We start from the raw sequence: 13,304 nt of genomic DNA on the forward strand, positions 1-13,304 counted from the left end.
ACAAACCAAATGAAACGTCTAAAGAATTATTACCTCCTCCATGGAGGCTTTTCGTCCCTAAAAAGAGGGTGGGTCTCGATACTTTTCCTCCTCATATATACCGCTCCCTCTTGGGCGCAGATTATGGTGCAGGGACGTGTGCTGGATAGCATATCGGGAGAACCTCTTGTTGGAGCCTCTATTTACCTTACCAAACATAGAGAGATTGGTGCTATTGCCGATGTAGATGGCAACTTCAAACTAACTATTCCTGCCTACTATGCAAAGAATACTCGTTTGACACTCTCGGCTTCGATGGTCGGCTACCGAGTAAGTACTGTACGTTTAGAGCAGACTAAGGTTACCAAAGGTTACTACTGGCAGTTTAACCTTCGAGGCGCAGAGTTGCAAACAGTGGTCGTTTCGCCCAAGAAGAAACGCTACCGCAAAAAGGGTAATCCTGCCGTAACCATAATGGAGCGAGCTATTGCCCGTAAGGAGAAGAATAGAGTGGAGTCGCAGAAAGATTTTAGTTATCAGGTCTATCGTCGTCAAATTATCGGACTTACCGACTCTATAGATAAACCCTTTAGTTCTCTATTCGGTATTGATAGCAAGAGATGGCAGGCATGGAGTGATAGTTCTGGCTTCGAGGGGCTAAAAGTACGCCCTTTCTCAATTCGAGAACGCCATTCTGTACGGGCTAATATAGGTGGTAAGGAACAAGAGGAACTCATCATAGGGCGTCGTTATCAGGGTATTGAGGAGGCGATAGAAGGACCTCAGGTTATGCTTAACCTTGAGGAACTAATGCCCGAAGTGAACTTCTATAACAACGATTTAGGACTCTTCTTGAATAGTTTCCCGGGTCCGATGAGCAGTCTTTTCTCCACTTCTTTTTACAAATACTATCTTTTAGATACGGTTATGGTCAATGACCGTCCCTCCTATCAGATTGGTGTAGTGCCTTTTAGTATACGTAGTATCGGATTTAAGGGTACGCTTTGGGTCGATACAGCTTCTTATGCTTTGGCAAAGTTGCACCTTGAGCTTCCTAAAGAGGCGAATATAGACTGGGTACAAGGGTGCTACATAACAGCCGAATATGCTCCACAAGTCTTCGGAGCCGACACGATTTGGTTGCCCCAAAGGCAAGATTTTCATACACTTTTGTCTCCAACACCTCTGCTTAAACAGAATGCAGAGTTTTTCCAGAGCTTTATCTACACACACTATAAGAGAGGTCCAGAAGCTCTTGATAGTGTAGCTTTAGACCCTCGTAAAGCTCTATCGAAAGAAGTACGTAAAGAGATCGATAAGCCTCGACGAAGTACATTTGGTATTGTAACCCGTCCCGAACCTTTGCCCCCCCTTGGCGAGGGTACGCTTGCTATGATGCGCTATGTGCACAGAGACCCCATATACTTAACGCTTGCCAAGGGGGCTCAGCTGCTTTCGAGGGGTTTCTTGGGCTTACCATTGAATAAGTTGAAACGAGAAGATTATTATGCTGAATTAGGACCTTTGGAGTCGGTTATTGCGTGGAATACGTTGGAGGGAGTACGTCTACGTTTGGGAGGGATTACCTCTGCAGGTCTTAGTCCCCATTTCTTTGGACAGGGCTATTTGGGCTATGGCTTTGGAGACGAGCGTTGGAAGTATTACGCACGCCTTATTTACTCACCGATAGAGAAAGATGCTCATGAGAATGAATTCCCCCGACGCAACATATCTCTCACCGTACAGAATGATCTCTTTGTACCAGGCTATACCGAAGAGGCTCTCTATAAGGACGGCTTAGGTACGCTCTTGGGAACGATGAATATCCGCCAACGTTACTATGAAAAGAGTGCTACGCTCTCTTTTCTTGCCGACCTTAATAAGACTTGGGAGATTGGATTGTGGACGAATGTTTTTCAACGGACTTCTACAGGAGACCTCCATTACTATCGCATCAATGCTCAAGGTGAGCGAATAGAAGTACCTTCTCTGCAACGAGCTTCAGTGGGAGCTTCTGTAAACTTTACCCCAGGGAGAGAGCCCATTGACAATCGTCGTCCTAAGCAGATGATGAATTTCAAACGCTTTCACCCGACCATTGGTCTAAGGGCTACCTATTTCCCCGATGGGGTTTTGGGTAATAATGGGCATAAAGGTACATTGGCTCTCTCTTTTTACAACCGCTTTTATCTTTCGCTTTTTGGATATATAGATGCCTCAGTATTAGGAGGTATTTCTTTGGGAAAAGTAGACGAAGCCGACTTCTATACTCCGGGGATTAATGCCAGTTGGGTCCTTTCGCGCAACAAGTTTCAGTTGATGCAACCTTTGGAATTTGTGGCAGATAAATATCTGGAGTTCAATTTGTTTTATCGTATGCGAGGGCTTATACTGAATCGAATACCCTTGATTAACCGCTTAGGTTTGAGAGAAGTATTCTCTCTTCATGGTTACTGGGGAGATGTCTCTCAAGAGAGAAAAGGACATCGAGAGGGCGAATATGTTTACCCTATGACAGTAAGTCCTATGCACAACCATCTTTATTGGGAGGGTAGTGCAGGTATAGAGGGTATATTCAACATCTTTGCGGTACACTATTTTCGGCGCTTTACTCCAAGTTTGCTCCCCGATACTCCTATGTGGGGCATCCGTGTCGGTATGGGGATGTCATTCTAAGTACACCCCCATTTTCCCATCTCTACAAAGGGTTTTTGTTGTCCCACAGAGGCTTTGTAAATACCCCTCATCCTAAAATGTTGCCAACGTAGGATTTAAATCTTGCGTTGGCTTTTCTTTTTGCTAACTCTTGTCTTATAGTTAGTTACGTTGTCTCAAATTAAATGTTTGTTGCTCTCTCCTTAAATGTAGGGGAGATGGGAGCGTGTTGTATTGCCATCTCTAAAGGTTGGAAGCCTTTTATCGGACACGAGTAGAAGCCTTTGAACGCTCTTGTTGGGTCGGTAGCATTGTGGGTTGTAGAGAAAGGGTTAATCATTTGTTGCCAAATGACTAACCCTTTTAAGAAATTGCACGGAGAGTTTTACCTCTTTACTCAGAGAGTTTCAAAGGTTGAAACAGAGCAAGTAGGAGGCTCCTCTTACCGCTTGGGTAAGAAAACGATACCATTGGGAATATCTCCTGTGGGTATTTGGGCTTTTAGTACTCCCTCTTTGGTGTAGATAAAGAGCGTTCCGCTTGAGGTAAAGTCTCCAGCATCCATTATGAAGATTTCACCCGTGGTGGGGTGTATTGCCAATCCATAAGGAGATTTAATTTTCTGTTCAGTACCATCGGAGATAAAGTTTTCCTTGAATAGTTTGCGTGTAGAGATTTTTACTATCCCAAACCTATTTTCTTGCTTTTTAGTCGTGTTGTCGAAAAGCGAACTGGTAAAGTACAGATAGTCCTTGTCAATAGCCATATTGTTTACAGGGATGTTGAGGTCTTCGACATGCGGAGAGGCTTGGCTCACAGCATCGTAACGCACGCAGTGCAGATTGCTGGGCACATCTTTATAGTTGCCCCGAGAGCTTATCCACAGAGCGTTGTGTGCATCTTTGCGCATACGGTGCATATTAAGAGCTACAGTAAAGTCCTTTTGCTTTACGAAGCTATTGAGGTCTATTACAGAGATAGTTTTATCATAATTAGGTGCTCTATATCCTCCTGAATTGACGACATACAGAAAATCATTTATAACCTCCATTTCTTCGGGTTGATAACCTACCTCAACTATTCCACGCGTTTGTAGCGAAGCAGTATCTATACGATATACAACGCCCGGTGCATTGGCATCACTTCCTTGAGGATTGGCATATGAAGATACATAAGCGTATTGTTTATGGAAGTTGATGTAACGTCCGCTGGGAATATCGATTTGTGCAATATGACGAGCCGTATAGGCATCTAATATCTCTACTTTATGTGAGCCATTTACAACGATGTAGAGTTTAGAACCATATATTTTGAGATCGTTACCTGTATCGCCTAACTCCTTCACCTTGTTGGGGTTGCGCAAACCGAAAACGTTATGGATGTAGCGTCCTGTGAGGAAATTGGCATAGTCTAAGCTACTTTTATTGCTTTGGAAAGCTCCTTCGTTGAGAAGGTAAAAGCCTTGGAAGGTGTCATCGACACGCTTCAAAGTTGCAACTTCGATACCTTCTTTGGTTTCTTCTTGAGGCTTGGTAGGTTCTTTGCGACAAGAGACCACACCTACACTTATTAAAAGTAGTAGGGCGAGAATTCTGATTTTGTAATTCATAAGGAAATAGATTAGTGTATTGTTTGTAATAGTCTCTAAATAAAATTGTTCGTTGAGATAGAGAGATGAGTGCAGACTCTTTGCAGACTACCGCCATTCTGTTGCTCATACAACTGCCTATCCTGCGCAAAGGTAATACTATAATGAGACTTGCTTTCTATCTCATAACACTCCTGAAATGCAGAGCCGATGTTAGAAATTGTAGGAGATGCCCATAGAGAGGCTCATGAGATCTGGATAGCCAGGTACGAACGAAATAGAAAAATCTATCTGATCTCTCAAGACGACTTTATACTCAAACTCTCCTCCATACCACAGAAAGCGATACTGCCAATAGTCGTCCTTGTCGCCTTTGAAATAGTGACTATCTTGATAGCCTTCGAGTCGAAACCAGTTGCGACGAAAGATAATCGTAGGGCCTAATCCTCCATAGAGGCTGTGCCTACCAAGACGAAAGATGCGAGCGCGGATACCTATACTTGAAAAGCCTGCTAATTGTACGGCGCAGTCTGCATAGAGTCCTTGCAAGGCTTTGACCGAGACAATATCTTTATAAAGAAAGTGTTCGTAGGAGAGTATAGCTCCAAGATTGACTACAAAATGCGCTTGGGGGTCTAACTTATTGGGCATGATAACCTCGTTGCCATTGCCTCCCAAGGGATGGATGCTTAGTCCCATAAATTTGAGTCCGACATTGCTACGATACTGTGCCTTCAATGAGAAAGTAGAGTATAGAAGGAAGAAGAGGAGGAGTGTTTTCTTCATATTTGTACGTTTGTTATTTCTTGGTGTGTTATGAATAGACTTTTTAGAATTCTTGTAATGGTTCTCATAAAATATGTGCAATTAGGGAGAGCTTATAGCTTCTTAACGGCATCGGATAGTTGTTTACTACTTCGTAATCTTCTGCCCAAATATTGTTGCACTCAGCCTGTATTTGTAGGTCTTGTCTGCGCCAAATAGGAAGGGTGTAACTCACGCTAAGGTCATGAGTCTGCCAAGGGCGCATATAATGTTGTGGAAAGTTTTCGCGCTGATTGTAGCGAGCTCCCGTGTAGAGTATGCTGTATCCTACTTGCCATCTATACCAGTGTATCCGATGTGTCCATGAGGCTGTGTGTCGAGGGGCATAGGGTATTTGATGAGTATAGTAACGTGTTTCAGGATCGGTTAGGTCTCTGGCAGACTGATAAGTATAGCGCAGCGTACTACGCCATTCAACCTCTCTAAGAGGCTTTATAAGACAAGAGAGTTGGGCATCTACTCCCTGTATGCTTACCCTGCCTAAGTTAATCATGGTCCAACGGAACTGTTGCCCTTTGGGGTAGGCTATAATTTTGTTTTGCACTCTGTTGTAGTATGCCTCAAGTCGGAAATTCAATTCTTGATACCACCCTTTCCAGCGAGCTATGCCATCAAGGCTAAGATTAAATTGTTCTGTATCTTCAGGCTCAAGATGTATCTCTCCGATGTCGATGTAGTAGAGGTCGTTGAAGGAAGGCATCCGAAACGAACGCTTGTAGAGCGCTCCCCAGCGCAGATGGGGTAGTCGTGGGTGTTGATATGAAGCGATAACGGATGGTGTTAGGGTGTGATAGCGAGGAGGATTGGGTAGTCCCGTTTGGTCGGCTATATAGGTACTGAGTAGGCTGGCTTGTATCCTCCAGTCGGAGGTGTTGTATTGACTCGAAAGGGCAAGTAAGTGTGTGGAACGACGAGGATTAGGTACATCTTTCCGATACCGCTCCAAAGAGTGGTGCATAAAGTCGTACGCCAAGGAGAGACTCCACGAGGGGAGAATTTGGTAACTCTGGGCATAGGAGAGATACCACTCACGCTGAAGGTAACGTTCATCAATAGCTTTAGTTCGCCAGTCGTGGTTTACGTAGCGCAAACGATAATCGGCATACTTTGCTGTGAATAGCCCTTTATAGTTTCCTATTCGGTAGTTCCCAATGCCTTGTATAAAGCTGTTTTGTACCCACATTCGCTCTCCTCGGCGCCATACATTGCTCACTATGGCTCCCGGTACGCCCTGTTCGTTGCGGTAGAAGTAACCTTTGATATGCATATCTCCGTGCCTCCATTGTCCAAAAAGGTTACTCTCGGCTCGTAGCGCTTTGATGTCTCCATTGGCACGTACTGCTGTGGTATCGTAGGCGAGTGTGCCGTCAGGAGCAGTACGTCGGTAGCGAAAGGGATAATTGCCAGTAGCTTGTAACCACTCCCCATTGAACGAAGTGGAGAGGTTCGAGGCGAGGTGTTGCTCCCAAAGTAGGGAACTATTGAATAGTCCGAAAGAGCCTCCCCGTATTGTGGCTCGTAGCGACGTGGGGCGATGTGCCGTGTATTGTGGACGACGAGTGTAGAGATAGAGACTACCCGAAGAAGCAAAATCTCGAGCAGGTTGTAGCTCTTGGCTTTTTTGCCCCACATAGACCTCGATACGCTCTATCGGTTCGAGCGAAAATTCGCCCAGATTTACCATACCATGCTGCACGTTCCCTACCTCAACCCCATCGTAAAAGACACCCATGTGAGTACTACCCATGCTTCGAAAATTAATAGTTTTGAGCCCGCCAATACCACCATAGTCTTTGATTTGTATGCCGTTAAAGAGACGTAGTGCATCGGCTATACTGAAGAGGGAAAGGGCTTTGAGTTCTTTGCCCTCCAATTTTTGAGGTGGAAGTGTAGGTGTCTTCGAAGAGATATTATGCTGTATGAGCACCTCTCTAAGGGTTTTCTCTTTGAGAGAATCTTGAGGAGAGGATGTTAGACTGTCTATACAAGAGACATCCCACTGGTAGCGAGGGGGAGAGAGTAGGCTATTCTTGGCTTCTTGTTCGCTGGAAAATAGAGTAATACCCCACATAGAGAAGGAGCAAAGGCTCTCCAAGAGGAAGAGGGGGAGAAGATAGGTTAGCGTTCGTTTCATCAAATTCAATCGGCAGTCTATGGTGGTTTGTGGAGCAAAGTAGGATCGGAGCGTGACGATGTAAAATTACTGCTTTTATCTTCGACCTTACTACCTTACCTTATTCTACTCTTTGGGGGATCTCTTAGCTCTTATATTACCCCCCCATCGAAAGGTATATACCTATTGTCCTTAACCCACCGTGTAAACTCTCGAAACCATTAATGGTAACCTCTACAACCTTCCGTGCAAACTTTCCTGTTTTTCTCCCAAAAGAAGTACTTTTGTGGTGCTGAAAAGAGGAATGGACAATGGAGTATAGTAAAGAGCGGATTATATTAGGCATTGACCCCGGTACCACTGTGATGGGCTATGGTCTGCTGCGTATAGAGCAGAGAAAGCCCTCTCTAATTGCTATGGGGGCTATCGAACTCAAAAAGTACCAAGATCATTACCTCCGTTTGAATCGTATCTTTGAGCGCATAACAGGGCTCATTGAGGAGTTTCTTCCTGATGAAATGGCTCTCGAAGCCCCTTTTTATGGCAAGAATGTACAGACCATGCTCAAGTTGGGGCGAGCGCAAGGAGCTGCGATGATTGCGGGTTTGCAACGAGGACTTCCTATAACCGAATATGCTCCTATGCGGATTAAGCAGTCTATCACGGGTAACGGAAATGCCTCTAAGGAGCAGGTGGCAGAGATGTTGCAGAAGATTTTGCGTATTTCCAAAGAGGATATGCCTTATCTGCTTGATGCAACGGACGGCTTAGCTGTAGCTCTCTGTCACTTTTATCAAACGAGTAATCCATTGGCAGCCACTACAAACGTGGTGCGCAACTGGGCAGACTTTGCTCGAGCTAATCCTCACAAGGTAAAGGGACTGAGATAGTCGTATGTTGGTTGCTTGCCCTTTCCTTCAATTCCCTTGCAAGGCAATATAATTCTCCTATTATTCCATAGTTGATACATACAATGCTAAAGAGTACTTTCTTAATACCTAAGATGGATTGCCCCTGCGAAGAGCGAATGATTAGAATGAAGCTCGATGGAGATAGTACGATAGAGCAACTCTCATTCGATCTGTCTCAACGTCGCTTGGAGATAATCCACCGAGAGGCAGTAAAACCTATTGAGGATACTTTGGCTTCGCTTAATTTGGGTAGTCGTTTAGAGCTTTCTATACCTTTTGACGGTGTTTTACCGGCAAAGCAGCCCGAAAATGCTGTTGAGCGGAGAGAGAAGACCCTCTTGTGGTGGGTGCTTAGCATCAACTTTTTTTGCTTTGTAGTAGAGGGGGCATGGGGTATTTGGGCTCGTTCAATGGGATTGATGGCAGATAGCCTCGATATGTTGGCAGATGCTTTGGTGTATGGTTTAGCGTTATGGGCTATAGGGCGTGCTGGGCGAAGTAAGAAGCAGGTTGCTGTTATGGCGGGGCTTTTGCAGTTCTTACTTGCAGGGTGGGGAATTGTTGAGGTCGTTCAGCGTTTTGTTACTCCCGACCTAACGCCCGATTTTTGGGCAATGATTATTGCCTCTCTTATAGCTTTGTCAGGTAACACCGCCTCTCTTTGGATACTAAACCGAGCACAAAGTCGTGAGGCGCATATAGAGGCTTCACGTATTTTCACCTCCAACGATGTGTTGGTCAATATAGGGGTGATTGTTTCGGCTATTGTGGTAGCATTTACCAATTCTCGTTATCCCGATTTGATTGTCGGGAGCATTGTTTTCTTATTAGTACTCAGAGGAGCGATACGTATCTTGCGTTTGGCTCGCTAAGCCTGCTCATCTGTGAAGCATTTTGCGTCTCTTTCCCAACCTCTCATTACTAAAAAAAGCTACCCTCTCACTGGGGAGAGAGTAGCTTGTGTTGCTGTAAGAAACGATTGCTCTTAAGAGTTGGTTTGCTTTTTCAGAAGTTCCTTGATGTCGCTCAATAGTTTAACTTCTTCAGAAGGAGGAGCTGGTGCTTCTGGAGCTGGTTCTTCTACTTTCTGACGTTTTAGCTTCATAATGCCTTTAATCATAAGGAAGATAACAAAGGCTATGATAATGAAGTCAATAACAGTTTGTAAAAAGCCTCCAATGTTCATAACTACTTCGGGTTGAACAACCTCTCCACCCTCGATAATAGCATCGCGAAGCACCCACTTGATCTCTTCGACATTGCCCGCTCCCGTGAGCAAAGCGATGGGAGGCATAATAACATCTTCTACTAACGAAGAGACAATCTTGCCAAAGGCTGCCCCTATAATTAGACCGACAGCCATATCTATCACGTTGCCTCTAACGGCAAACTCTTTGAAATCTTGAATAAACTTTCCCATAATTGCTTTATAAACTTTTATAACTACCGCAAGCAAAGATATGAAATATAATCGTTTTTCTTCTGTGTTAAGATAAAAAACATTATACTCGTCAGGGGAAAATCTATTTTAATCTTGATTGATCAGTGAGAGGGTTGAGGCTTATAGCGGAAAAGTAGTAAGAAGAGGATACCCGTTATCAGTGCATATCCTGCAAAAATAGCCCAGACAGTACTCCATTGCACACTATTATCTGTAGTGAAGGCCTGTACCACTTGACCGCTCAACGAAGAGCCTATCACGGCACCCAATCCATTGGTTGCCAAGATAAATAGACCCTGCACGCTGGCTCGCATAGAGGCAGGTGTTTCTGACTCTACAAACATAGAACCCGATATATTGAAGAAGTCAAACGCCATACCATACACTACCATAGAGAGAAGTAGGGCGATGATGCCAGGGAAGCCTGGATCTCCAATGCTAAAAAGCCCGAAGCGTAAGAACCATGCGAAGAAGCTCATCAGCATTACGTTCTTGATGCCAAAGCGTTTGAGAAAGAAAGGGATAGCAAGAATAAAGAGGGTCTCGGAAATTTGTGATAGCGAAAGCAGAATGTTGGGATAACGTACCGCAAAACTTTCTTTGAAGAGTTCTTGCGTACCAAAGCTATCTAAGAATAGATTACCATAAGCATTGGTAATCTGAAGGGCAGCCCCTAAGAGGATAGAGAAGAGAAAGAAGATCGCCATCCTCGTATCTTTCAAAAGCACCAAAGCATCCAACCCGAAGGAGGAGAGTAAACCCTTTTTTTCTCCCTTACCGAGTCCGTGAGGAACCTTGGGTAGCGTTATGCTATAAAATGCTAAACAAAGTGCTACTCCTGCCCCTAAGAAGAATTGGTTGGGGCTATCCATAAAGCCCAGAAGATTGACCAACCACATCGCTAAGATGAAACCAACTGTTCCCCATACTCGAATAGGAGGGAAAGCCTTTACTACATCTTCGCCTACTTGATTGAGGGCGCTATACGAAACCGTATAACTCAACGAAAGTGTAGGCATATAGAAGCAGTTCAGAAGAAGTACTACCAGAAAAACAGTCCCGTAGGGAGTGCCCGCAGGCAATAGACCTAAGAGGATGAGAAGCCCTGCCGAAAGTGCATGACAAAGTCCCAAAAGTCGCTCGGCATTGACCCATCGGTCGGCGACGATACCCACCAAAGCAGGCATGATAATAGAGGCAATACCTCCTGTGGCAAAGAGATTGCCGATTTGAGCTCCGTCAAAATGCATTACGTTACCAAAGTAACGCCCCATAGATATAAGCCATGCGCCCCACATAAAAAACTGTAAGAAGTTCATTACCGTGAGCCTAATCTTGGTATCCTTTGCTGTTATCATTATTGTATTGGGATAAAAAACGATGCTTTTTTCTCTTTTGAGACGATTTCCTCACTCCTCCAAAGAGGGTTAAAGCTATTTCTTGTGTTTCTTATGTGAGGAGCTTATTACTCCTATTCTTATGCCTCCAGACTCCAACTGAATGCGGGCGCCTGAGGGGAACACATAGTTCATAATATTGGCAGTAAGTTTAGAACCACTCAAAGTCTCCCTACGAACGGGGAGTATCACCATCTCTAATGGTTTTTTTAGTGTGATGGAACCCGTTTGAGGGTCTTGAGTGCTATGCTGGTCAATATGTTTCGTTATTAGGCGACTTATATTGTTAAAGACATAAGCCTTTGATTGATATTGTATTGGGTAGAAAGAAAAAAGACATCGGGGTGGGTTAATTCCGTATATCCATTCTGGAAGAAGGAGACAATAGAGTCCTTAGGAATGAGCAGCGTATAGGCGGGTGGATTCAGTATAGTCTGGGTCTCTGAAGGCACGTTTACAGGCAATTTGAGTTGAGCATCGTTAATAAGGCGTGTTCTGCTGGCATCTCCTAAGGCTTTCCCAAAAGCCTTTTCCATATCTTTTTGTGAGAGCGTGAGTTGCATGGCTACTCCTTGTGGCGATTTTACATAGGCATATTCGCTACTCGGAGCCAAGAGGTTGTCGATATTACTATCTTCAAACTGTTGCAACATATAGAGTTGATTAGTATTTGTAAAGCGAGATGTTGCCACCACGTTCATTACGGTGTCTCGTCCTGCTTTATTCTTACCTTCATAACGGTAGGTGTAGTAGAGTACAAGGGTTGTGTTATAGATGCTGAGCATACAACCCGAACCCGTAGTGGATTGGATGTAAAGTCCTCTAAGGAGTTGCTCCTCGAAGTTCTTTTGCGTATCGAAACTGAGAGGAGCGTTTATAGATGCATTATGAATACGTTCGCCAAGCTCGGTCTTTACAGGTATCTTTAGAGTATGCTCTCCTTTGGCGTTACCTGCCTGATAAGTATGTGTGCCGAGCAGTTCTGCTCCTTTAATGTAGGGAGTTAGGTCTCTTGAATAACGGCTTTCAGGAAGTGGTTGCTTTACTTCATATACCGCTACTTTAGCCCATGTAGTAGAGTCTCCTACCCAAGAAGAGTAGCTAACCTCCACCGCCACCGAGTCTATTTTCCCATTAATAGGGGTATGCTTGAGCTTAAAGCCTGGAGCATGTTGTAGACGAGTAATATAAGAAGAGCGGAAATTGCCGAAGAAAGGATCGCTTAATTGCCCTAATAAAGTATAGGTTGAGCGACTATAAATCGAGTCTATAGGTATCGTTTGGGCTTCGAGTAATAGGGTGTCGGAGAGCGTCTGTACGTGCTGATCCGAAGGAAGTGTTAAACCTAAATCCGAGAGCTTGTCGTTGCAAGCTGTAAAGAGGAGTGAAATCCAGATAGCAAAGAGTGCTAAGGCTGGCTTGAATAGGTTTGTTTTCATCTTTTTATTTCTGGATTGAAAGTGGAGCAAGGCTTATGCTCTCTGTCTGCAATAGTAGCAATAGAGCTAACATAAGAGGGTAGAGCGAAGCACTCCTTGTGTGGTGTTGAATGATGAATAAAAAGGTTTTAGTCAACAAGAGAATCGTAGAAATCTTGGAATTTCTGTACATTCTCTTTCAAGTCTCCAGGGTACTCTAAAATCGGTTTATTGCACTCTTTGGCATACTCCAATAGAGCCGATTGAGCGATCTTTTCGGGCATAACTACACCATCACAGTGAGCTATCGCCATACGACGAACAGCCTCTGGCGTATAAGCTCCGTTCATAGGAGCTACAAGCTCATTTTCTATACCATCGAAGTGCAAAGCTCCATGATTTTTTCTGATAGCTCGCCCTCTTCTTCCTTCTCGAAAGGAGAGTAAACAATCTTAGCTTTACTGAAGCAGGGATCATCCTTGTAGATTGTTTTCAGGTAAGCTGGCGCAAGTGCCCCAAACCATCCCACGCAGTGAATAACGTCGGGTATCCAGCGGAGCTTCTTGATGGCTTCGAAAACACCATGTACGAAGAAGATAGAGCGGTCCGCTGTATCGTTGCCATACTTCTCTTCGATGCCAAATTGGGATTTGCGTTTGAAAAACTCATCGTTGTCGATAAAGTAGACTTGTATACGAGACTGTGGTACAGAGGCCACTTTAATGATGAGCGGATAGTCGGTGTCATTGACGATAATGTTGATGCCTGAGAGGCGAATAACCTCGTGCAATTGATGACGACGCTCATTGATAAGCCCGTAACGTGGCATAAAGATCCGCACATCGCTACCGTTCTCTTGGATGCGTTGAGGTAACCACCGAGAAAAAATCCCCATAGGAGTTTCCTCCAAATAGGGAGTAATCTCTTGTGATATATATAGAATTCTTTTTTGGCTCATAATGCGCAACTATATTTAG

General features: G+C 44.3%; 11 protein-coding genes. 3 read left to right on the top strand and 8 right to left on the bottom strand.

Going from position 1 to position 13,304, the window contains the following annotated elements; genetic code table 11:
- Positions 1-9 precede the first annotated feature (9 nt).
- Positions 10-2,655, top strand: a complete 2,646-nt coding sequence (locus tag JCM15907_RS02990; RefSeq protein ID WP_025842663.1) for a DUF5686 family protein — start codon at positions 10-12, stop codon at positions 2,653-2,655.
- A gap of 421 nt (positions 2,656-3,076) precedes the next feature.
- On the opposite strand, the gene JCM15907_RS03000 is transcribed toward JCM15907_RS02990, so the two are convergent.
- The 3 genes from JCM15907_RS03000 to JCM15907_RS03010 all read right to left on the bottom strand — a co-directional run bounded on the left by JCM15907_RS03000 (position 3,077) and on the right by JCM15907_RS03010 (position 7,181).
- The gene (locus JCM15907_RS03000) at positions 3,077-4,243 is read right to left on the bottom strand and encodes a YncE family protein (RefSeq protein ID WP_036885390.1); all 1,167 of its coding nucleotides are present in this window, start codon (positions 4,241-4,243) and stop codon (positions 3,077-3,079) included.
- A gap of 192 nt (positions 4,244-4,435) precedes the next feature.
- Positions 4,436-5,008 (bottom strand): hypothetical protein, encoded by a 573-nt coding sequence (locus tag JCM15907_RS03005; RefSeq protein ID WP_025842665.1) that lies wholly within the window; start codon positions 5,006-5,008, stop codon positions 4,436-4,438.
- A 64-nt stretch (positions 5,009-5,072) separates the two neighbouring features.
- Positions 5,073-7,181: a TonB-dependent receptor plug domain-containing protein gene (locus JCM15907_RS03010; RefSeq protein ID WP_025842666.1), complete on the bottom strand. Its 2,109-nt coding sequence runs from the start codon at positions 7,179-7,181 to the stop codon at positions 5,073-5,075.
- Positions 7,182-7,471: 290 nt separating this feature from the next.
- On the opposite strand from JCM15907_RS03010, the gene ruvC reads away from it, so the two are divergent.
- Both ruvC and JCM15907_RS03020 read left to right on the top strand, forming a co-directional pair.
- Positions 7,472-8,050, top strand: a complete 579-nt coding sequence (gene ruvC / locus JCM15907_RS03015) for a crossover junction endodeoxyribonuclease RuvC (protein WP_025842667.1) — start codon at positions 7,472-7,474, stop codon at positions 8,048-8,050.
- 83 nt (positions 8,051-8,133) lie between these two features.
- The gene (locus JCM15907_RS03020) at positions 8,134-8,943 is read left to right on the top strand and encodes a cation efflux transmembrane domain-containing protein (RefSeq protein ID WP_036885393.1); all 810 of its coding nucleotides are present in this window, start codon (positions 8,134-8,136) and stop codon (positions 8,941-8,943) included.
- 113 nt (positions 8,944-9,056) lie between these two features.
- Here JCM15907_RS03020 and mscL read toward each other — a convergent pair whose 3' ends face one another.
- The 5 genes from mscL to JCM15907_RS10420 all read right to left on the bottom strand — a co-directional run bounded on the left by mscL (position 9,057) and on the right by JCM15907_RS10420 (position 13,285).
- Positions 9,057-9,491: a large-conductance mechanosensitive channel protein MscL gene (mscL, locus tag JCM15907_RS03025; RefSeq protein WP_025842669.1), complete on the bottom strand. Its 435-nt coding sequence runs from the start codon at positions 9,489-9,491 to the stop codon at positions 9,057-9,059.
- 122 nt (positions 9,492-9,613) lie between these two features.
- The gene (locus JCM15907_RS10410; protein ID WP_036885394.1) at positions 9,614-10,870 is read right to left on the bottom strand and encodes a nucleoside permease; all 1,257 of its coding nucleotides are present in this window, start codon (positions 10,868-10,870) and stop codon (positions 9,614-9,616) included.
- Positions 10,871-11,187: 317 nt separating this feature from the next.
- Entirely contained in the window at positions 11,188-12,348 is a 1,161-nt protein-coding gene (locus JCM15907_RS10415; RefSeq protein ID WP_051522345.1) for a DUF4270 family protein, read from the bottom strand.
- Positions 12,349-12,476: 128 nt separating this feature from the next.
- Entirely contained in the window at positions 12,477-12,677 is a 201-nt protein-coding gene (locus JCM15907_RS13780) for a hypothetical protein (RefSeq protein ID WP_306305457.1), read from the bottom strand.
- A gap of 20 nt (positions 12,678-12,697) precedes the next feature.
- Positions 12,698-13,285, bottom strand: coding sequence for a glycogen/starch synthase (locus JCM15907_RS10420; RefSeq protein WP_306305458.1), 588 nt, complete (start codon positions 13,283-13,285; stop codon positions 12,698-12,700).
- Positions 13,286-13,304 lie beyond the last annotated feature (19 nt).

The sequence above is a fragment of the Porphyromonas gingivicanis JCM 15907 genome (assembly GCF_000614585.1).
Taxonomy (GTDB): Bacteria; Bacteroidota; Bacteroidia; order Bacteroidales; family Porphyromonadaceae; genus Porphyromonas; species Porphyromonas gingivicanis.

Bases quoted from the DNA above. Each gene is read 5' to 3' on its own strand.
- JCM15907_RS02990 (WP_025842663.1), top strand. From the start codon at position 10: ATGAAACGTCTAAAGAATTATTACCTCCTCCATGGAGGCTTTTCGTCC.
- JCM15907_RS03000 (WP_036885390.1), bottom strand. From the start codon at position 4,243: ATGAATTACAAAATCAGAATTCTCGCCCTACTACTTTTAATAAGTGTA.
- JCM15907_RS03005 (WP_025842665.1), bottom strand. From the start codon at position 5,008: ATGAAGAAAACACTCCTCCTCTTCTTCCTTCTATACTCTACTTTCTCA.
- JCM15907_RS03010 (WP_025842666.1), bottom strand. From the start codon at position 7,181: ATGAAACGAACGCTAACCTATCTTCTCCCCCTCTTCCTCTTGGAGAGC.
- ruvC (WP_025842667.1), top strand. From the start codon at position 7,472: ATGGAGTATAGTAAAGAGCGGATTATATTAGGCATTGACCCCGGTACC.
- JCM15907_RS03020 (WP_036885393.1), top strand. From the start codon at position 8,134: ATGCTAAAGAGTACTTTCTTAATACCTAAGATGGATTGCCCCTGCGAA.
- mscL (WP_025842669.1), bottom strand. From the start codon at position 9,491: ATGGGAAAGTTTATTCAAGATTTCAAAGAGTTTGCCGTTAGAGGCAAC.
- JCM15907_RS10410 (WP_036885394.1), bottom strand. From the start codon at position 10,870: ATGATAACAGCAAAGGATACCAAGATTAGGCTCACGGTAATGAACTTC.
- JCM15907_RS10415 (WP_051522345.1), bottom strand. From the start codon at position 12,348: ATGAAAACAAACCTATTCAAGCCAGCCTTAGCACTCTTTGCTATCTGG.
- JCM15907_RS13780 (WP_306305457.1), bottom strand. From the start codon at position 12,677: ATGAACGGAGCTTATACGCCAGAGGCTGTTCGTCGTATGGCGATAGCT.
- JCM15907_RS10420 (WP_306305458.1), bottom strand. From the start codon at position 13,285: ATGAGCCAAAAAAGAATTCTATATATATCACAAGAGATTACTCCCTAT.